The following is a 20,793-nucleotide window of genomic DNA, read 5'->3' on the forward strand; positions in this document are numbered from 1 at the left end:
CCTTTGGCGTGGCCTTCGAAATTCCGGTGGCCGTGGTACTGCTGGTGTGGATCGGCGTGGTCGACGTGAAGTACCTGAAGAAGATCCGCCCGTACGTGATCATCGGCTGCTTCGTGGTCGGCATGATCCTGACGCCGCCAGACATCTTCTCGCAGACCCTGCTGGCCGTGCCGATGTGGATGCTGTTCGAGATCGGCATCCTGTTCAGCGGCTTGATCAGCAAGCGCGGCGACCATCCGGACGACCAACCCGAAGACGACCAACCGCCAGCGACCCAGCCGTGAACCTGCTGCTGCTGGAGGAGGCCGACTTTATCGCGGCCGACCGGGTGGTGCTGCGTGATCGGCGCCTGGTGCATATGCAGGAAGTCCACCGCGCCGCCGTAGGCGACAGCCTGCGGGTCGGGCGCATCGGCGGGCTGATGGGCAATGCCCAACTGCTGCGCCTGGACGCCGGCGAAGCCGAACTGCAAGTGAGCTTCGACCAGCCACCGCCGGCCAAACTGCCCCTGACCCTGCTGCTGGCCCTGCCCCGCCCGAAAATGCTGCGCCGGGTGCTGCAAACCGTAGCAGCCATGGGCGTGCCCAAGGTGGTACTGGTCAACAGCTACCGGGTCGAGAAGAGCTTCTGGCAAACCCCGTTTCTGGAGCTCGAGGCGATTCGCGAGCAACTGATCCTTGGCCTGGAACAGGCACGAGACACCGTGCTACCCGAAATCATCATCGAAAAACGCTTCAAACCGTTCGTCGAAGACCGACTGCCGGCGATGGTTGACGGCACCCTGGGCTTAATCGGACACCCGGGCGATTACCCATCCTGCCCACGAGGGCTGGATGAGCCGGTGACCCTGGCGATTGGCCCCGAAGGCGGCTGGATTCCCTACGAGGTCGATCTACTGGCCAAGGCTGGCATGCAGCCTGTACAGCTCGGCGCACGCATCCTGCGGGTCGAAACCGCCGTCACCGCCCTGCTCGCCCGGCTCTTCTAGCCACAACGCCCTTTGTAGTGAGCGGGCTTGCCCCGCGCTTCGATTTACCAGGCACCCCACATGTACCTGACACACCGCAGCGCGGGGCAAGCCCGCTCACTACAAGCGGCTCATTCGCTACAGAATTGCTGACACATGCCGATACGCTCTGAATAAGTCCAAGCCTTGTTCCAGGGGAGATTGCAGCATGTATCGTTGGTTAGCCGAAAAGCTGGGAAATGTCAGCGTCAAATCCAAGCTGGGCATAGGTTTTGGCCTGGTCTTGCTGCTCACGCTCATGATCACCTTCACCGGTTGGACCGGCCTGGGTGACGTGATCAGCCGTGGTGACAAACTGGGCTTTATCTCCAGCCTCAACGGGCTGACCAAGGACTTGCGCCTGGCACGCCTGGATTTCGAAATGCGCCGAGGTGAACAAGGTACGAGCGCTGTCAACGATCTGATTACCCAACTGGACAACGGGCTCAAAACTGCTGCAGACCTGATCGAACAACCTGACGACAAGGCCCTGGTAGAACAGCAACAGGACGCCTTGAACCAGTACAAAAAAGCGTTCGCCGCGACGGTTCAGGCCGGGCTAAAACGCGAAGGCGCGCGCAGCAGGCTCGGCGACACCGCCGACAACGCCGTAGCCAAGACCAACGACATCGAAAAAAGCCTCCTGCAAGGTGACAGCGTCAGCCAATTCAACAGCGTGGTCGACCTGAGCAAACTGATCCAGCAAGCGCGGTTCCAGGTACGCGGCTACACCTACAGCGGCAAGGTCGAGGCCGAGCAGCCCGCGTTGGACGCCATCGACAATGCCCTGAAGAAGATCACCGAACTCGAAGGCCAACTGCCAGCGCACTACCAAGCCAACCTGCAAGAGGCCAGCACCTCGCTGCAAGCCTACCGAGCAGCGGTCAGCCAGTACCGTGACTCCCAAGTGGCAACTGCGGCAGCCTTGAAAATCATGATCGAACAAGGCGATCTCCTGCTGGGTCACAGCAACAAACTCACCGCCTCGCAAACCGTGGTGCGAGACACCGATGCCGCGCAGGCCAAGCAACTGCTGCTGCTCGCCACTGCGCTGGCGTTGATCTTCGGCATGGTCGCCGCCTGGGCCATCACCCGTCAGATCACCATCCCGCTGAACCAAACCCTCAAGGTTGCGGAACGTGTGGCCTCTGGTGACCTGAGCCACAACCTCAACTCGACTCGCCAGGACGAACTGGGCCAACTGCAACGTGCAATGCAGAGCATGAGCGTGGGCCTGCGTGAACTGATCGGCGGCATCAGCGACGGCGTGACCCAGATCGCCAGCGCTGCCGAGCAACTGTCAGCCGTGACCGAGCAAACCAGTGCTGGCGTGAACAGCCAAAAGGTCGAGACCGACCAGGTTGCCACCGCCATGAACGAGATGGCTGCGACAGTTCAGGAAGTCGCGCGCAACGCTGAGGAAGCGTCCGAAGCAGCAGTCGCCGCCGACCAGCAGGCCCGTGAAGGCGACAAGGTGGTCGGCGAAGCCATCGCCCAAATCGAACGGCTGGCCACCGAAGTCGGCAACTCTACGGTCGCCATGGGCGATCTGCAGCGCGAAAGCGACAAGATTGGCAGCGTGCTCGACGTGATCAAGTCCGTGGCCCAGCAAACCAACCTGCTGGCCCTCAACGCTGCCATCGAAGCCGCACGGGCGGGTGAGGCCGGGCGCGGCTTCGCAGTGGTGGCCGATGAAGTGCGCAGCCTGGCCCAGCGCACCCAGAAGTCCACGGAAGAAATCGAGGAACTGATCGTCGGCCTGCAAAGCGGCACCCAGCAGGTAGCAGCCATCATGGACAATAGCCGCAGCCTCACCGACAGCAGTGTCGAGCTGACCCGCCGTGCAGGCAATGCGCTGGGCAATATCACCCGGACGGTCTCGACCATCCAGGCGATGAATTCGCAGATCGCCACTGCCGCAGAGCAACAAAGCGCTGTGGCGGAAGAGATCAACCGAAGCGTGCTGAACGTGCGCGACGTATCAGAACAGACGTCGTCTGCCAGCGAGGAGACCGCCGCGTCCAGTGCTGAGCTGGCACGCCTAGGTATTTATCTGCAAACCCTGGTAGGACGCTTCCGCATCTAAGCCGTGCCGTGTGGCGGCCCACAGAGGCCGTCACACGTTATGAAATTTCCTACGACATTATCAGCCCAGCAGTACCCCAAATCGATTTAGCGTTTGCGTTGCGAAACGCTTCTTCGGATTTGGAGGTTTACCATGTTTCCTCGGCTGACCCGTTTACTGGTCGATGCCAGCGTGCGCCTCAAGCTCGCGCTAGGCTTTGGCCAAGTGCTGACCCTCAGCCTCATTATCGCGGTGACAGGCTGGCAAGCGCTGAATACCGTGCTTTTCCGCTCAAGCAACTTGAGCACATTGGGTCAACTGACGGCGGCTGCAGAGGCAATGCGCGCTGACCGTATTGTGTACCGCACCCTCACCGACACTGCCAGCCTGGGCAAAATGGCGCTACACGTTGAAACAATCGATCAGCACCTCAACTACCTGGCAACGCATCTGATAGATCCGATCGACCGTCAACGCATCAAGGATGCTGAACGCCTGGTCATGGATTTCAAAGCTGCCTTGGTGGCGTTACCCCCTTTGATCGAGCAGCGCGAAAACAGTCGCCCGGCACTGCATAAAACAGCGCTTCAAACCAGCGACTCACTCGCCAAGCTCGCCAGTGAGCTGCCTGACCAAGATGACCGCAAAGCCTTGGGCGCCATCGAGACCCTGCGCCAAACCATGGAGCAGGCGGCGAATCAGGCCCAGAGCCCCGCCTGGGCGGCCGAATCACTGCAGGCTTATGCCGACGCAGCCAGCAAGACCCTTGACGCCCTGGACGCCGCCCAAACCGCTGTCATGAGCCTGCCGGTTGATTCTTCCCTGCTCCAAACCGACCTGACGAACTACCGCGAGAACTTGATCAAGCTCAAGGATGCCCAAGTCGTTACCGAAACGGCGCAAAACCGCTTTGAACAACAACTCAACCAGTTGCTTGAGCACAGCGACCAAGTGAGCCTAAGCCAGATGGCCAAACGCGACCGCGAAGCAGAGCAAACCCGCACATTGCTCATCGGCGTCACGGTTGCGGCCTTGGTGCTGGGCACCCTGGCGGCTTGGTGGATCGCCCGTCAGATCGTAGTGCCGTTGCGCCAGACATTAGCCGCTGCAAACCGCATCGCCGAGGGGGATCTTGGCGAAAGCACCGTAGTAGAGCGCCACGATGAATTGGGCCAGTTGCAGCAAAGTATCGGGCAAATGGCGCGCAACCTGCGCCATTTGATCAGCGGTATCGGCGACTGCGCCCGGCAGATCGCCGGTGCTGCCACGCAACTGTCGACGGTCACCGAAAAAACACGCGACGGAATCAATCACCAGAAAGAGGAAACCGACCAGGTCGCCACAGCGATGAACGAAATGCTCGCCACTGCTCAGGAGGTCGCCCGACATGCCGAGCGGGCGTCCGTTGCCGCTGCCGAGGCCGACCGCCAGGCCAGCGAAGGTGACAGAGTGGTCACAAAAGCCGTCGAGCAAATCAGCGAGCTCGCCTGCGAAATGGCCCAGTCCAGCCAGGCAATGAGTGCATTGCAGCAAGAGAGCGCGAAAATCGGCAGTGTGCTGGACGTGATCAAATCAGTGTCCCAGCAGACCAACATGCTGGCACTGAATGCCGCGATCGAAGCCGCACGCGCGGGTAGCGCCGGAGAGGGTTTTGCCGTGGTGGCCGACGAGGTGCGTAGCTTGGCGAAACGTACCCAGGAGTCAGCCGAGGAAATCGAACTATTGATACTTGGCCTGCACAGCGGTACTCAGGCAGTCGTCAAGGTCATGGACAGCAGCCGAAGCCTTACGGATTACAGCGTGAACCTCACCCACGACGCCGGAGAGGCGTTGGCCGCCATTGCTCGCACCGTGGCGATCATCCAGGAGATGAACCCGCAAATCGCCGCCGCTGCCGAGGAACAGAGCGCGGTGGCCGAAGAGATCAATCGCAGCGTGTTGAAGGTGCGCGATGTGTCAGAACAAACCGCCGCCGCCAGTGAAGACACGGCGGCGGCAAGCATTCATCTGACCCGACTGAGCCTGGACCTGCAGGCGCTGGTAGGTAAGTTCAGGTTATAGGACCTGACGCAGGAAGGCTTGGGCACGCGGGTCTTTCGGGGCATCGAAGAACGCGGCTGGAGCCGCGTCTTCCAGCAGTTTGCCATGATCGAAGAACAGCACCCGGTCAGCCACTTCACGGGCAAAGCCCATTTCGTGGGTGACGCACACCATGGTCATGCCTTCCAGGGCCAGGGTCTTCATCACATCCAGCACTTCGCCAACCATTTCAGGATCGAGCGCTGAGGTGGGCTCATCGAACAGCATCACCTTGGGTTCCATCGCCAGGGCGCGCGCAATCGCGACTCGTTGCTGCTGGCCACCAGAGAGGCGTGATGGAAACTCGTTGGCTTTCTGTGCAATACCGACCTTTTCCAGCAGTGCCAGGGCCTTGGCCTCGCGCTCTTTCTTGCCGCGCTTGCGCACGACTTTTTGTGCCAGGCACAGGTTCTCCAGCACGGTCATGTGGGGAAACAGGTTGAAGTGCTGGAACACCATGCCGACTTCGCGGCGATAGGCATTCACGTCGGTTTTCGGGTCGGCCAGTTGCAGGCCGTCGATGCTCACCGACCCCGAATCAAACTCCTCCAGGCCATTGAGGCAGCGCAGGAAGGTGGACTTGCCGGAGCCGGACGGGCCAATCACCACCAGCACTTCGCCCTTGGCCACCTGGGTGGTGACATGGTCGACCGCGCGCACGACATGGCCACGGGTGTCGAAGACTTTTACCAGATCGCGGACTTCAATCACTTTGCGCGAGCCTCCGCTCAAGCCGGCTGGCCATTTTCGACAGCGGCAGGTTAATCAGCAGGTACAGGCCTGCCACACAGAACAGGATCTCGAACGGCGAGAACGAGGTGGTGATCACTTCACGACCGCTCTTGAGCAGTTCGGTAATCGCGATCACCGAGACCAGCGAGGTGTCTTTCACCAGGCTGATGAATTGACCCGCCAGCGGTGGCAGCACGCGCTTGAACGCTTGCGGTAGTACCACATGGCGCATCGACTGGCTGGCGCTCAGGCCCAGGGAACGAGCGGCTTCGTTCTGGCCACGGGTGATGGACTGCACACCGGCCCGCACGATTTCCGCCACATAGGCACCGGTAAACAACGACAGCGCGGCGATCCCGGCGAATTCCCGGGACAGGTTGAGCACCGTGCCAATAAAGAAATAGAAAATGAAGATCTGCACCAACAGCGGCGTACCGCGCACCAGTTCGACGTAGATCGTCGACAGGTCCCGTAGCGTCGGGTTGCTGGAAAGGCGACACAAGCCGGTCGCCAGGCCGATTGCCAGGCCCAGGATGCCGGACACCACCGACAGCCACAGCGTGGTCCACAGGCCCCACATCAACGGCCCCAGCGCCCAGTGCCGGGTTACGCCGATCACGTCACCTTCGGCCACGTCATCGCCGCGTGCCACTTGCAGGCTGTTGTCGGCCACAGTCAGCTTTTGCTCGGCACCCGCATCATTGCGCAGGGTCACTTCGGCGACGTCGCCTTTGCGCACCAACTCGACCACAGTGGAGATATCCGCCGCACGCTGGGAGGTTTCAGCCTGGTAGGCGAAGTACTGCGGCACGCGGTTCCAGCGCCACTCGTAGGACATCAACGAGGTGGCGTAGTACAAGGCGCCAGCCAGGCCGACCAGCACGACCACGGTCAGCAGGTGCCAGGGCCATTGGGCTTTTTTCTGTTTCATTACTCAACATCCAAAAAAATCGAAGGCAAGCGCCTTTGTGTAGTGAGCGGGCTTGCCCCGCGCTGGGTGGCGAAGCCACCCTAAACCCAGGCACTGCGGTGTATCAGGTAGACCGAGCTGAATGGATTTGGGGCGGCTTCGCCACCCAGCGCGGGGCAAGCCCGCTCACCACAAGCCAGCCTTACTCCATGTCCTTGAGCCACTCGGAGCTCTTGAACCACTTGTCATGGATGCGATCGTAGGTGCCGTCGTTACGGATCTGGTGCAGGAAGTTGTTGATGAAGTTGATGCTGTCGTAATCGCCTTTTTTCAGGCCGAACGCCAAGGGTTCAAAGGTGAAGGGTTCTTCGAGGAACACCAGCTTGCCGTTGCCGACTTTCTTCTCGGCAACCACGTTGTACGGCGCGTCATACACGAAGGCATCGGCCTTGCCGTTGACCACGTCCAGCACGCCTTCCTGTTCGTTGTCGTAGCCATGGTACTTGGCTTTGGAGATCAGCTTTTTAGCGACCATCTCACCGGTGGTACCCAGCTTGGAGGTCAGGCGGTATTTCTCGTCGTTCAGGTCTTTATAGGACTTGATGGTGCCTTCCAGGTCCTTGCGAATCAGCAGGGTCTGGCCAACCACGATGAAGGGTTCGCTGAAATTCAGGCGCAGGTTGCGCTCCTGGGTCAGGGTCATGCCGCTGCCGATCATGTCGAACTTGCCAGTGAGGAAGGCCGGAATGATGCCGTCGTAACCGGTGGAGACCAGCTCCAGCTTGACGCCCATGGATTTGGCCATGGCCTTGAGGATGTCGACTTCGAAGCCGATGATTTCACCGCGCTTGTCTGTCATTTCGAACGGCATGTAGGTCGGATCCATGCCGACTTTCAGCGTGCCGCGCTTGACCGCATCATCGATGGCACCGGCCTGGGCCGCATTGGCCGCGACCAGCGCGGTGACGCCTAGCAGCAGCATCGAAAGATACTTTTTCATCATCAAGTCCCCTGAACGATTCTTATAAGGTCGGCGCGCAAAAGGGCTGCACCATTTCGGGGTGCGATCCTAACCCACTCGTCTCCTGTCACAAAGGTTTCACCGGCATTTGTTGTCGGCGTATGTCGGAAAAGCCCCACAACGGAGCAACAAAGCGCAGGAGTAGACACTTGCGTGGGCCGTGCGCCCGATTGACTGATATGTAAGCAGTTATGAATTTCAGTCCATTTCCGCCATCCAGGCTGTGTCCTTGAACCACTTGTCGTGGAGTCGATCGTAGGTCCCGTCTTGAGCGATCTGGTTAAGGAAATGGTTGATCCAGTTGAGGCTGTCGTAATCCCCTTTTGCCAGTCCGAACGCCAGGGGTTCAAAGGTAAACGGCTGCTCCAGCATCAATAACCCACTGTTTTCGGGTCGGCTCACGGCGATCAGGTTATAGGGGGCGTCATAGACAAAGGCATCGGCCTTGCCTTCCACCAACTGACGCACACCCTCTTCCGGCGTGGCAAAGCTGCTCACGCGAGCGGCACCCAGAAACCGCTGGGCCGCTGCCTGCCCGGTAGTGCCCTGGATAGTTGCAATACGGTAGGTGGCGTCGTCCAAGTCTTCGATACTGGCGACCTTGCCGGCCAGGCTGGGATGCAGCAACACGGTCTGGCCTACAACAATAAAGGAGTCGCTGAAATTCAACTTGAGATTGCGCTCTTGCGTCACGGTCATGCCGCTGCCGATAAAGTCGTATTTCTTCGCCATGAGCCCTGGCAACAGCTCGGTGTAAGGCACTGCTACCATCTCAAGTTCTACGCCCAGTGCGCGACTCATGACCCGTAGCAAATCGACTTCAAAGCCAACGATGCGACCCTGCTTGTCCGTCATTTCGAAGGGTACGTAGGTCGGCGTGGTACCGACCTTCAGTACACCGCGCTGGACAGCATCGTCGAGCGCGCCCGCCTGGGTTGGGCCACCGTAAAGCCATACGACAGCGCTAAACAGCAATGCCGAACCATACCGTTTGATCATGAATTCCCCCGTGGTGAGTCAGATTGGGGGGGCGATGCTACTCCTGCCGCAGGCACGGCAGAACGCTTCGAACAAAGGTCTTTTGTTTCGAAATAACAATAAGTTAAGTCTGATAGGAAGAGTTAGGAAGCGCTGTAGGACCAGCGTTCGAATGCCCCCGAGGAGAACCCTCGGGGGCGTCTGAATCAGGCCGGTTGGGCCTGGGAGGACAGCGGCTGCAGCGGCAGTAATGGCGCGTGCGGGTCGGACTTGATCGAATCACGCCAAGCGGCGAGCCACTCGACATGCCCTTCGCTCCAGACCTGCTCGTGCAGGCGAGCCAGAGCGACTGGATCACTGAGCAAGGCCAGGCGTTCGCTGTTGTTGAGGCCGGCAGGGCCGACTTTCAACGCATGACGAACACGCTCGACGCGCAGATACTCGATCGGCTCCGCCTCACGGTGACGCGAGGTCGCCAGGGCGCAGGCCAGGGCGTTCTGCTGCGGGTCGACCACCGACCGCACGAAGCCGTCATTGAGCGCATGCCAACGGTTTTCGTGGGTGTACTTCTCGGTGGAGAGCAACGCTTGCGGCGGGTTGTATTCCTCAGGGATCAGGAACAGGCTCTCGTCGCGGGACTTGAGGCCCAGCTTGACCCGACTGGAGATCACCGACACCGGGATCGACAGCATCAACGAGCCCACGATGGGCACCAGCCACCACAGGAAGCTTGGGTTCAACCACACCACCAGCAGCGCCCACAAGAAGCCCAGCACAGTTTGCGGACCGTGGCGCTTGACCGCTTCGCTCCATGGCGTCGAGTCGTCGTCACGCTGCGGCGAGTTCCAGGTAGCGGCCCAGCCGAGGAACGCGGCGAGCACGAAACGGGTGTGGAAAATCATCCGCACCGGCGCCAGCAGCATGGAGAACAACATCTCCAGCAGCATCGACAAGGTCACCTTGAACTTGCCGCCGAACTCTTTCGCACCCTTGGCCCAGATCAGGATGATACTCAGCAGCTTGGGCAAGAACAGCAACACGATCGTGGTGGAGAACAGCGCCACCGCCTTGTCCGGATGCCATTGCGGCCACAGCGGGTACAACTGGCGCGGGGCCATGAAGTACTGCGGCTCCATCAGGGTGTTCACCGCCAGCAAAGCCGTGGACAACACCAGGAACAGGAACCACAACGGTGCCGACAAGTAAGACATCACGCCGGTCAGGAACACCGCGCGGTGCACCGGGTGCATGCCTTTTACCAGGAACAGGCGGAAGTTCATCAGGTTGCCGTGGCACCAGCGACGGTCACGCTTGAGTTCGTCCAACAGGTTCGGCGGCAGTTCTTCGTAGCTGCCCGGCAAGTCGTAGGCAATCCACACGCCCCAGCCGGCACGGCGCATCAGCGCGGCTTCGACGAAGTCGTGGGACAGGATGGCACCGGCGAACGCACCTTTACCCGGCAACGGCGCCAGGGCGCAGTGCTCGATAAACGGCTTCATGCGGATGATCGCGTTGTGACCCCAATAGTGGGATTCACCCAACTGCCAGAAGTGCAGGCCGGCGGTAAACAGCGGGCCGTACACACGGGTGGCGAACTGCTGCATGCGCGCATACAGAGTGTCCATGCCCGACGCACGTGGCGCGGTCTGGATGATCCCGGCATCCGGCGTGGCTTCCATCAGGCGCACCAGGCTGGTCAGGCATTCGCCGCTCATCACGCTGTCGGCGTCGAGCACCACCATGTACTTGTATTCACCGCCCCAGCGACGGCAGAAGTCGTCGAGGTTACCGCTCTTGCGCTTTACGCGACGGCGACGACGGCGGTAGAAGATCTTGCCAAAACCGCCGGCTTCGCGGCACACGTCGAGCCAGGCTTGCTGTTCGGCGATGCAGATGTCGGCGTCATTACTGTCGCTGAGCACGAAGAAATCGAAGCGGTCCAGGTCACCCGTGGCGGCTACCGATTCGAACGTAGCGCGCAGGCCGGCGAATACCCGGGGCACGTCTTCGTTGCAGATCGGCATGACCAGTGCGGTGCGGGCGTCTTTCGGAATTGGCTCGTCACCGGCACTTTTACCGGAGATGCGGTACTTATCGTGACCAGTGAGCAACTCAAGGAAACCCATCAACGCCGTCCAGAAACCGGCCGAGACCCAGCAGAACAAGATCCCGAACATGATCAGGATGCTGGTTTGCAGGGCGTAGGGCAGTACCTGGGTGGCGGTTTGCAACAGGGTCTGGTTGCGGATCTCGTCGAAGTCCACCAGCGACCAGCCCTGGTACGGCATGATGCCTTTCATGTACCAGCCAGCAACGATGGTCTGGCCAAGCATCAGCACCAGCAGGATGTAACGACGAATCGAACCCACCGTACGCCAGCGTGCGGCGGGCAGGACCCGTTCGTCCTTCGGCGGCTTTGGCGGGTTGGTACGCCCGGTCATCCGGCGCCAGCCGCGGACCAGGATATTAGTGCGCCAAGGCTCAGGCACGACCTTGGTACGCCGAATCGGCGGCGTGGCCTTGAGGCACACGCGACCGCTGGCATCGAGCGCGAGCATTTCGGCGTCTTGCAGTTCTTCCGCGGTGCTCAAGGTCAAGCGGCGGCCAACCGACGCTTGGGCAGCGTCGACGGGCGCGTCGAAAGTCTTCGAGGACAAACGTTCGTGCAACTCGGTGAAGGATGTGCAGCCCGCCAGTTCGGCGCGCTGCTCAGCGGTCATCGGTAGATGCGCCAGGTACTCGGACAGAGTTTCTGGCTGGACTTGAGAATTACTCATCGGCAGGCAACTGATAGCTCCAGGTTTCGGTCAGGACTTGTTCGGTCTTTTCCGGCTCCGGTGTGGCTGGGGCAGCTTCTGGCTGCTTGGCTTCCTTGTCCTTCGCGTCTTTCTTGGCCTGCTTCTCGTGCTGCTTGGCCAGCACTTTGTCAGCCTTGAGCACTTGGCTCGAGACCTTCTCAGGCTCAGGCTTCGGAATATCCTGGACCAGAGCAGCACGCATTTCGGTCGGCTTGCCTGCGTCCTTGATCTTCATGCGCAAGGTCAGGCGCCAGCCTTTGGTGTGCTCGTTGTAGCGCACGCTGTTTTCGACCACTTCGGCGTTGTCGCCAACACTGACTTGGCTACGCACCGGTGCGTCCGAAGGCAGGGCCTTGAGGGACGGGCCTTCGAAGTCCACGAGGTAAGCCACGCTGCCGTCTGGCTGACGGATCAGGTTGGACTGCTTCACGTCGCCAGTGGAACGCAGGGTCTGCTTGACCCAGGCGCTGTCGGCTGGATGCAGGGCTTTTTCGTCCATGGTCCAGTGCAGGCGGTAGGCGACGTCCAGCGGCTTGCCGACTTCCGGCAGCTCTGCTGGGCTCCAGAACGCAACGATGTTGTCGTTGGTTTCATCGGCCGTTGGAATTTCTACCAGGTTGACGGTGCCTTTGCCCCAGTCGCCCTCAGGCTCGATCCAGGCACTCGGACGCTTGTCGTAGTTGTCGTCCAGGTCTTCGTAGTGGCTGAAATCGCGACCGCGTTGCAACAGACCGAAACCACGTGGGTTTTCTACGGTGAAGTTGCTGACCGACAGGTGTTTAGGGTTGTTCAGCGGGCGCCAGATCCACTCGCCATTGCCGGCATGGATCGACAGGCCACTGGAATCGTGCAGCTCACGGCGGTAGTTCAGCACTTTGGAAGGCTGGTTCGCACCGAACAGATACATGCTGGTCAACGGGGCAACGCCCAGCTTGCTGACTTTGTCACGCAGGTACATCTGGGATTTGACGTCGACAATGGTGTCGGTGCCCGGGCGCAGAGTCAGGCGATAAGCGCCAGTTGCACGCGGCGAGTCCAGCAAGGCAAAGATCACCAGTTGCTTCTCACCCGGTTTTGGACGCTCGATCCAGAACTCGGTGAAGCGTGGGAATTCTTCGCCGGACGGCAATGCAGTGTCGATCGCCATGCCACGGGCGGACAGGCCATACGACTGGCCCTTGCCGACGACGCGGAAGTAGCTGGCGCCGAGCATGGTCATGATTTCGTCTTGCTTGTCGGCCTTGTTGATCGGGTACAGCACACGGAAACCGGCATATCCCAGTTGTTCGGTGGCTTTAGGATCGAATTTCACATCGCCAAAATCGAAACGGCTTGGGTCGTACTTGATTTCGTTGACGCTGTCGGCGGTGACTTCGTTGATTTTCACCGGCGTGTCGAAGTGCATGCCCTGGTGATAGAAGGACAACTTGAACGGCGTGTTCTGATCGGCCCACTCGGCTTTTTCGTTGCGGAAACGAATCTTCTGGTAGTCAGCGAACTTCATTTCGCGGAATTCGTTTGGCAGATTGCTGCGCGGAGCTTCGTATTTCTGCCCGGCCAGCTCTTTTGCCTTGGCCGACACATCATCCAGACTGAATGCCCACAGTTGACCCGCGCCGAACAGGCAAAACAGGGCGGAGCCCGTCACCAGTACGTTTCGTAACCGTTTGGCAGACAATTTTGGTGCATTACAGGGACTAACAATCACGAGCAACCCTCGCCGAAAACAGATCAAAAAACCAACGGCCAGCTATCTATATGCCAGGTTGGCGAGCATTGTTCCGACTCCCCTGGGGCAAAATGATTCCCCATTGGCTGTCGGACAAGTCTCTACCTAAGTCAAAAATGGACCAAACAACGCTGATCCCCGTAGCGCGCGATTATCTAGTAGCCCGCGAGACAACGCATCAGGGACAACGAAGTATTTGTAGCGAAACCCTGCGTTTTTAGGCATTAAAAGTCGTTTTTAATACAATCACGTCTGTAGGAGGAAGGTCACAGGGCCATCATTGACCAAATGCACCTGCATATCGGCGCCAAAACGCCCCGACGCCACCTTGCCATGCAATTGTTGCGCTTGTAACAACAAGTGGTCGAAAAGCGCCGCTCCCAGGGCCGGCGGGGCCGCTGTGGAGAAGCTTGGCCGTAGCCCGCTCTTGGTATCCGCCGCCAGCGTGAACTGCGACACCAGCAACAAACCGCCACTCACGTCCTTCAGCGACAGGTTCATCTTGCCCTCGTCGTCGCTGAACACCCGATAGTTAAGCAGCTTGTGCAGCAGTTTGTCGGCGCTCTCGGGGGTATCCGAAGGTTCAACCGCCACCAGCACCAGCAAACCCTGGTCAATCGCGCCGACGATTTCGCCCGCTACCTCGACGCGGGCGCCACGCACCCGTTGCAGCAGGCCCTTCATGCTTCTTCAGGCGGCAGGTCGAGCAAACGGCGGGCCATTTGGCTGGTCGCGCGCACCAAGGCATCGGTGATACCGGGTTCGGATGCCGCGTGGCCAGCCTCGCGGATCACCTGCAACTCGCTGTTGGGCCAAGCCTGGTGCAACTCCCAAGCGTTATCCAACGGGCAGATCATATCGTAGCGCCCGTGGATGATTACGCCAGGCAGATGGGCGATCTTGTGCATATCGCGAATCAGCTGGTTGGGCTCCAGGAAGGAATTGTTGGTGAAGTAGTGGCACTCGATCCGTGCGATGGACAGGGCGCGCTGCGGCTCGGAAAACCGCTCCACGTGCTGCGGGCTCGGGCACAGGCCCAACATGCGCCCCTCCCAACCGGACCAAGCCTTGGCCGCATGCATCTGGGCGATCTGGTCGTTGCCGGTGAGGCGCTTGTGGTAGGCCGCGACCATGTCATGGCGCTCGTCCAGGGGGATGGGCGCGAGGTAGTCCTGCCAATAATCCGGGAACAGGCGGCTGGCGCCTGCCTGGTAGAACCACTCGATATCCTGCGGGCGCGCCAGGAAGATGCCGCGCACGATCAAGCCATGCACACGCTCGGGATGGGTTTGCGCGTAGGCCAGTGCCAGCGTCGAGCCCCAGGAGCCGCCAAACAGCACCCACTTGTCGATGCCCAGGTGCTCACGGATGCGCTCCATATCGGCGACCAGGTCCCAGGTGGTGTTGTTCTCAAGACTGGCACGCGGTGTGGAGCGCCCGCAGCCACGTTGGTCGAAAGTGACGATGCGGTACAGGTTCGGATCGAAATAGCAGCGGCTCTGGGCGTCGCAACCGGCGCCAGGGCCTCCATGGATGAATACGACGGGCAAGCCTTCGGGGGAGCCACTTTCATCGACGTACAGGGTATGGGTGTCGTCGACGGCCAGATCGTGCCGGGCGTAGGGTTTGATCTGCGGGTACCAAGTCTGCATTGCGCGCTCCGTAGGGGGTCGGGTTCATCCCTGGGGGGACGTCGATTATTTTTGCCGTCTGGCACTATAAACCCGAATTGTGCAATGAGCATGTCCTTGAGTGCCTAGACCTGTGTCAGCCCTTCGCTCCTCAGGTAATCCAGCAGGTAGTCGTAGAGCCGGTCTACCTCCGGCACCTGGCGCCGCGCCCGCAGGCAACCGTGGACCAGGCCCTTGCCGGGGTAGAGCAACGTGGTCACGCCAGCCGCGTGCAGGCGTTCGGCGTAAAGCATGCCGTCATCACGCAGCGGGTCGAATTGGGCCACGGCGATAAAAGCCTTTGGCAGACCGCGGAAATCCTTGGCCAGCAACGGCATGGCGTAGGCCGACGGTTTCTCGGTGCCCAGCAGGTACAGCGCCAGGTAGCAGTCGGTGTCGGCGCTGCTGAGTAGCGGTGCATCCATGCAATCACGCCGCGATGGCAGATCCGCCGGACCACCCAGGCCTGGGTAGACCAGCACCTGGGCCCTCGGTAGCGGTTGCCCATCGTCCCGCAGCCCCAGGCACAACGCCGCCGCCAGGTTGCCGCCCGCACTGTCGCCCGCCACCACCAGGCGTTGCAGGTCGATGGCGTATGGCCCCTGCCCGGCCTGGATTGCCTGCCACACAGCGCGGCAATCGTTGTAGGCCGCCGGGAACGGGTATTCGGGGGCTAGCCGGTAGTCGATGGCGATGACCAGCACCTGCAAGGTATTGGCCAGCTCGAAACAGATGAAGTCGTGGGAGCCCAACCCGCCGACGACCCAGCCGCCGCCGTGCATATATAGAAGGCAGGGCCAGCCGTTGGGTGGCGTCGGAGTGGTGGGCAGGTAACTGCGGATGTTGACGCCGGCGAGGGAGCAGTCTTCGATTAGCAGACCCTCTGGGCGGGGTGGGGTGAATGCCTGGCACATACGGTCATAGTTCTGGCGTAAACCGGCCAGGGAGGAGTCGTCGCTGGTGAAGGATTCGGTTTTGGCTACAAAGGCACGCATTTGCGAAGAAATAGGGTATTCAGACATGCACGGATTTCCCTGCGATAAAGATTGAATGTGGGAGCTGGCTTGCCAGCTCCCACATTGCCCTTCTTTGTTCGACCTACCGTGTTCGGCTCAAGGTTTTAGGCTGGCCTGTACAGCTTCTACACCATCCTTACCATCAAACGCCGTGACCCCGGCCAACCAGCGCTGCAAGTCCTCCGGATGATCACGCAACCATTGCTTCGCCACGTCCTGGGGCGACTGGCGCTCCATGATCGGCACCATCAACTGGCTTTCCTGGGCGGCGGTAAACGTGAGGTTTTCCAGCAAGCGGTTGGCATTCGGGCAACGCTCGGCGAAGTCGGGCGCAGTCACCGTAGACACGGTGGCGCGGCCTTCGTCGGGACCGAATACGTCCTCACTGCCGGTGAGGTAGGCCATTTTCATATTGATGTTCATCGGGTGCGGGGTCCAACCGACGAACACCACGAACTCCTTGCGGTTCACCGCCCGCTGCACCGCTGCCAACATGCCCGCCTCACCGGAGGCCACCAACTTGAAGCCGCCGAGGCCGAAGTGGTTGGTGTCGATCATTTTCTGGATATCGGTATTCGCGCCGCTACCGGGTTCAATGCCATAGATCTTGCCGCCCAGCTTGTCCTTGAAGCGGGCAATATCAGCAAACGTCTTCAAGCCCGCATCGGCCACGTATTGCGGCACGGCCAGGGTGGCCTGGGCATCGGCGAGGCTGGGCTTATCGAACACCTTGACCTGCTTGGCCGCCACGAACGGCGCAATGTTGTTGTCCATCGCCGGCTTCCAGTAGCCGAGGAAGATATCCAGGCGCTTGTCGCGAATACCGGCAAAGATGATCTGCTGCACAGCGCTGGTCTGCTTGCTGTCGTAACCCAGGCCGTTGAGCAGCACATCGGCCATGCCGGAGGTGGCGATCACGTCAGTCCAACTGACCACGCCCATGCGGATGTTTTTGCAGGAGGCCGGTTCGGCGGCCATGACTTGCGCACTGAGCAGTGCGGCACCGATGAAGGGCAACAACAGTTTTTTCATGGGGATAGGCTCACTCGGCTGTTTTTATTTCACAACCTTAACCAGTGGGGCCTGGGTGAACACGAACTGGGGCGACGGGCAGTTGCACTGGGGCGACCGTGAAGCCGTCATCGCAGGCAAGCCAGCTCCCACCTTTGACCGCATTCTCATATTGGAACTCGGTCAAAGGTGGGAGCTGGCTTGCCTGCGATAGCGATCTCAGCCGTAGCGCTTTTGTCCCCAGGCTAAAAATGCCTCCAACAACTGCTTCAACACCACCCGCGTCGGCTCGGCCAGGTCTGCGCGATACCGGAACGGCTCAAACTCTTCCATATACGTGCACTGGCCCAGTTCCAACTGCACGGCATGAATATCCTGCGCCGGGTTGCCGTAATGCCGGGTGATATGCCCACCCTTGAAGCGCCCGTTAAGCACATGGGTGTACTGCGGATGCTCGGCGCAAATGGCTTCCAGTTGGCTGGCCAATTCGGGATCACACGCGGCGCCGTTGAAGGTGCCGAGGTTGAAGTCCGGCAACTTGCCGTCGAACAGGTGCGGGATCACCGAACGGATCGAGTGCGCATCGAACAACAGTGCATAGCCGAACTCAGCCTTGAGCCGCGCCAGTTCGTCTTGCAGGGTCTGGTGGTACGGGCCCCAGATGCGTTCAAGGTAGGTCGCGCGCTCGGCCTTGCTCGGTTCCAGGCCTTCACGGAACAACGGCACGCCGTCGAACAGCGTGGCCGGGTACAGGCCAGTGGTGGCGCCGACGTACAGCGGTTTATCGTCGGACGGCCGGTTCAGGTCGATCACAAACCGCGAGTACTCCGCAGCCAGGGTGCTGGCGCCCAACGCTTCGGCAAAGTCATACAGCGTGGGGATGTGCCAGTCGGTGTCCGGCAGGCTTTGGGCCTCGGGGATCAACCCGGCGTGCACGGTGGGTGTCAGGCGCAGGCCGGCGTGGGGCATGCTGATCAGCAGCGGTACGCGGCCTTGTTTGAAGTTCAGAACCTTATCCACAGCAGTATTCCTCTCAAACCGTGACGTCGGCGCCATGGCGCACGACGCGTTTATCCAACTCGCCACCCAGCCAGTAGGCCAGGTCGGCGGGACGATCAATCTGCCAGGCGACGAAGTCCGCAACCTTGCCCACTTCCAGCGAACCATGCGTAGCGCCCATGCCCAAGGCTGTGGCCGCGTGCTGGGTCGCGCCCGCTAGGGCTTCTTCCGGGGTCATGCGGAACAGGGTGCAGGCCATGTTCAGCATCAGGCGTACCGACAAGGCCGGCGAAGTGCCGGGGTTGAGGTCGCTGGCGATGGCGATCTTCACGCCGTGCTTGCGCAGCGCTTCCATGGGCGGCAATTGGGTTTCGCGCAAGAAGTAGAACGCGCCCGGCAGCAACACGGCGACAGTGCCTGAGGCGGCCATGGCGATGGCGTCTTCTTCGGTCATGAACTCCAGGTGATCCGCAGACAGCGCGTGATAACGCGCGGCCAGGCTGGAGCCGTGCAGCGACGACAGCTGCTCGGCATGCAGTTTCACCGGCAGTCCCAGTTGCTGCGCAACCTTGAACACGCGCTCCACCTGTTCGGTGGAAAACGCCAGGTACTCGCAGAACGCATCCACCGCATCCACCAGCCCTTCCGCCGCCAGGGCCGGCAGCATGTCGGTGCAGATATGCTCGATGTAGTCGTCGGCGCGGTCCTTGTACTCCGGTGGCAACGCGTGAGCCGCCAGGCACGTGGCACGCACGCTGACCGGCAGCGCTTCGCCGAGACGGCGCGCCACCCGCAGCATCTTGCGTTCGTTGGCCAAGTCGAGGCCGTAGCCGGATTTGATTTCCACCGTGGTCACGCCGTCGCGCAGCAAACTGCGCAGGCGTTTGTGGGCGCTTGCGAACAGTTCATCTTCGCTCGCCGCACGGGTGGCGCGCACGGTGCTGGCAATACCGCCACCCTTGGCTGCGATTTCGGCGTAGCTCACGCCTTCGAGGCGTTGCTCGAATTCGCCGCTGCGATTGCCACCGAACACCGTATGGGTGTGGCAGTCGATCAGCCCGGGGGTCACCCACGCGCCTTGCAGGTCATGTACCTGGGCATAGTCTGCCGTTGGCACTTGGCTGCGGGGGCCGATCCACTCGATGAGCGAACCGGCTGTGACCATGGCGGCATCCTCGATGATCGAGTATTTACCCTGGGCCATGGTTGCGACGTGGCAGTGTTGCCAAAGCGTTTTCATCAACGCCTCCCTGAATTAACGATGAGACAAAGCCGGGTCATAGTGAACCTTGGCCGCTTGCCCGGCGGCGGGTTTTACCCACAGCAGGTAGGCAACGACCAGCAGCACGATCCACACGGCACCGACCAACAAGGCAGCCTGGGTGTCCGGGAAGTAACCCAGCACGCCAAACACGAATAGCATGAACACGATCGCCGCGGCTGGCGCATAGGGCCAGAACGGTACCGGGAATTTCAATTCGGCCACCTGCTCAGGCGTCATGGAGCGGCGCATGGCGACCTGGGTGAACAGAATCATCAGCCACACCCACACGGTGGCGAAGGTGGCAATCGAGGCGATCAGCAAGAACACGTTTTCCGGGATCAAGTAGTTGAGCACCACACCGCCGAGCAGCGCCGCGCCCATGACCACCACGGTCATCCACGGCACACCTTGCTTGGACAGTTGCGCAAAGCCCTTGGGCGCCTGCCCCTGCTGGGCCAGGCCGTACATCATGCGGCCGGCGCCGAAGATGTCGCTGTTAATGGCCGAGACCGCCGCCGAGATCACCACGATGTTGAGGATGGTGGCCGCCGAGCCAATCCCCAGGTTGCTGAAGATCTGCACGAACGGACTGCCCTGGCTGCCGATCTGCGGCCACGGGTAGATGGCCATCAGCACAAACAGGGTCAGCACGTAAAACAACAGGATGCGCAGCGGCACGGCGTTGATTGCCTTGGGAATCACGCGTTGCGGGTCCTTGGCTTCACCGGCAGTGATGCCGATGATTTCAATGCCGCCAAAGGCAAACATCACCACGGCAAACGAGGCGATCAGGCCACCGACGCCGTTAGGCATGAAGCCGCCGTGGGCCCACAGGTTGCTGAGCCCGCTGGCCTGGGTTTCACCGGCTGAATGGATGCCGAACAGCATGATGCCGAAACCGCCGAGGATCATTGCAACGATGGCGCCTACCTTGAGCAACGACAGCCAGAACTCCATTTCGCCAAATACTTTGACGTTGCACAGGTTCAGGCCACCGATCAAAAACACAATGCCGAGGACCCACACCCAACGTGCGACTTCGGGAAACCAGAAGCCCATGTAGATGCCGAAGGCGGTCACATCGGCCAGGCAGACGATGATCATTTCAAACGCGTAGGTCCAGCCGAGGATAAAACCGGCCAAGGGGCCCAGGTAGGTGCTGGCGTACTGGCCGAACGAACCGGACACTGGATTGTGCACGGCCATTTCGCCGAGGGCGCGCATCACCATGAACACGGCGGCGCCGCCGATCAGGTAGGCCAGCAGCACAGCGGGACCGGCCATCTGGATAGCTGAGGCAGACCCGTAGAACAGCCCGGTACCGATCGCGGAACCGAGTGCCATGAAGCGAATATGTCGGGCGCTTAGGCCGCGTTTCAAACCCTTTTCTTGCTGGTGCATTTCTCGTCCTTAATTATTTTTATCCTGAGAAAATATGAATCCTGACACCTATCAACTGTAGTGAGCGGGCTTGCCCCGCGCTGGGTGGCGAAGCCGCCCTGATAAGGCCACCGC

Annotated in this window: 17 protein-coding genes and 1 pseudogene; 5 read left to right on the plus strand and 13 right to left on the minus strand. The window is 60.5% G+C overall.

The genetic code is table 11. From position 1 onward, the window contains the following. From CFE47_RS28515 to CFE47_RS28530, 5 genes and pseudogenes are all read left to right on the plus strand, one after another. The coding region (locus CFE47_RS28515; RefSeq protein WP_286842151.1) for a twin-arginine translocase subunit TatC at positions 1-284 on the plus strand (284 nt) is incomplete at its 5' end. Then, positions 281-988, plus strand: coding sequence for a 16S rRNA (uracil(1498)-N(3))-methyltransferase (locus CFE47_RS28520; protein ID WP_286842152.1), 708 nt, complete (start codon positions 281-283; stop codon positions 986-988). The genes CFE47_RS28515 and CFE47_RS28520, both read left to right, overlap by 4 nt. 277 nt (positions 989-1,265) lie before the next feature. Further along, positions 1,266-2,234, plus strand: a pseudogene (locus CFE47_RS31915) (methyl-accepting chemotaxis protein); the annotation flags it as partial. 144 nt (positions 2,235-2,378) lie between these two features. Continuing rightward, positions 2,379-3,092, plus strand: a complete 714-nt coding sequence (locus CFE47_RS31920; protein WP_376750080.1) for a methyl-accepting chemotaxis protein — start codon at positions 2,379-2,381, stop codon at positions 3,090-3,092. Positions 3,093-3,224: 132 nt separating this feature from the next. Continuing rightward, a complete protein-coding gene (locus CFE47_RS28530; RefSeq protein WP_286842158.1) occupies positions 3,225-5,132 on the plus strand; it encodes a methyl-accepting chemotaxis protein in 1,908 nt (635 codons plus the stop codon). Here the strand turns inward: CFE47_RS28530 and CFE47_RS28535 are convergent. From CFE47_RS28535 to CFE47_RS28595, 13 genes are all read right to left on the minus strand, one after another. Next, on the minus strand, positions 5,127-5,861 hold the full coding sequence (locus tag CFE47_RS28535) for an amino acid ABC transporter ATP-binding protein (protein ID WP_286842162.1): 735 nt from the start codon (positions 5,859-5,861) through the stop codon (positions 5,127-5,129). The two genes, CFE47_RS28530 and CFE47_RS28535, sit on opposite strands and share 6 nt — an antisense overlap. Next, positions 5,854-6,813 carry an amino acid ABC transporter permease gene (locus CFE47_RS28540; protein WP_185704790.1) on the minus strand — a complete coding sequence of 320 codons (960 nt, stop codon included), beginning with the start codon at positions 6,811-6,813 and terminating at the stop codon, positions 5,854-5,856. The genes CFE47_RS28535 and CFE47_RS28540 overlap by 8 nt, the downstream gene beginning before the upstream one ends. Positions 6,814-6,994: 181 nt before the next feature. Then, the gene (locus CFE47_RS28545) at positions 6,995-7,792 is read right to left on the minus strand and encodes a transporter substrate-binding domain-containing protein (protein WP_026137058.1); all 798 of its coding nucleotides are present in this window, start codon (positions 7,790-7,792) and stop codon (positions 6,995-6,997) included. A gap of 219 nt (positions 7,793-8,011) precedes the next feature. Beyond that, entirely contained in the window at positions 8,012-8,812 is an 801-nt protein-coding gene (locus tag CFE47_RS28550) for a transporter substrate-binding domain-containing protein (protein ID WP_286842166.1), read from the minus strand. Between the two features lie 185 nt (positions 8,813-8,997). Next, on the minus strand, positions 8,998-11,568 hold the full coding sequence (gene mdoH, locus CFE47_RS28555; protein WP_502695539.1) for a glucans biosynthesis glucosyltransferase MdoH: 2,571 nt from the start codon (positions 11,566-11,568) through the stop codon (positions 8,998-9,000). Next, positions 11,561-13,240 (minus strand): glucan biosynthesis protein G, encoded by a 1,680-nt coding sequence (locus tag CFE47_RS28560; RefSeq protein ID WP_198913501.1) that lies wholly within the window; start codon positions 13,238-13,240, stop codon positions 11,561-11,563. The genes mdoH and CFE47_RS28560 overlap by 8 nt, the downstream gene beginning before the upstream one ends. Positions 13,241-13,564: 324 nt before the next feature. Further along, positions 13,565-14,002, minus strand: coding sequence for a D-aminoacyl-tRNA deacylase (gene dtd, locus CFE47_RS28565; RefSeq protein WP_185704781.1), 438 nt, complete (start codon positions 14,000-14,002; stop codon positions 13,565-13,567). After that, the gene (gene pip / locus CFE47_RS28570; RefSeq protein WP_185704779.1) at positions 13,999-14,970 is read right to left on the minus strand and encodes a prolyl aminopeptidase; all 972 of its coding nucleotides are present in this window, start codon (positions 14,968-14,970) and stop codon (positions 13,999-14,001) included. The genes dtd and pip overlap by 4 nt, the downstream gene beginning before the upstream one ends. A 104-nt stretch (positions 14,971-15,074) precedes the next feature. Next, positions 15,075-16,010 (minus strand): alpha/beta hydrolase, encoded by a 936-nt coding sequence (locus CFE47_RS28575; protein WP_286842174.1) that lies wholly within the window; start codon positions 16,008-16,010, stop codon positions 15,075-15,077. A 90-nt stretch (positions 16,011-16,100) separates the two neighbouring features. Further along, positions 16,101-17,036, minus strand: a complete 936-nt coding sequence (locus tag CFE47_RS28580; protein WP_286842177.1) for a choline ABC transporter substrate-binding protein — start codon at positions 17,034-17,036, stop codon at positions 16,101-16,103. Positions 17,037-17,234: 198 nt separating this feature from the next. Continuing rightward, the gene (gene hutG, locus CFE47_RS28585; RefSeq protein WP_286842180.1) at positions 17,235-18,035 is read right to left on the minus strand and encodes an N-formylglutamate deformylase; all 801 of its coding nucleotides are present in this window, start codon (positions 18,033-18,035) and stop codon (positions 17,235-17,237) included. 13 nt (positions 18,036-18,048) lie between these two features. Then, positions 18,049-19,254 (minus strand): imidazolonepropionase, encoded by a 1,206-nt coding sequence (gene hutI / locus CFE47_RS28590; protein WP_185704771.1) that lies wholly within the window; start codon positions 19,252-19,254, stop codon positions 18,049-18,051. A gap of 15 nt (positions 19,255-19,269) precedes the next feature. Next, positions 19,270-20,679 (minus strand): L-histidine transporter HutT, encoded by a 1,410-nt coding sequence (locus CFE47_RS28595; protein WP_286842183.1) that lies wholly within the window; start codon positions 20,677-20,679, stop codon positions 19,270-19,272. Between the last annotated feature and the right edge of the window lie 114 nt (positions 20,680-20,793).

It is taken from the genome of Pseudomonas sp. PGPPP1, from assembly GCF_002255865.1.
GTDB classification, from domain to species: Bacteria; Pseudomonadota; Gammaproteobacteria; order Pseudomonadales; family Pseudomonadaceae; genus Aquipseudomonas; species Aquipseudomonas cremoris.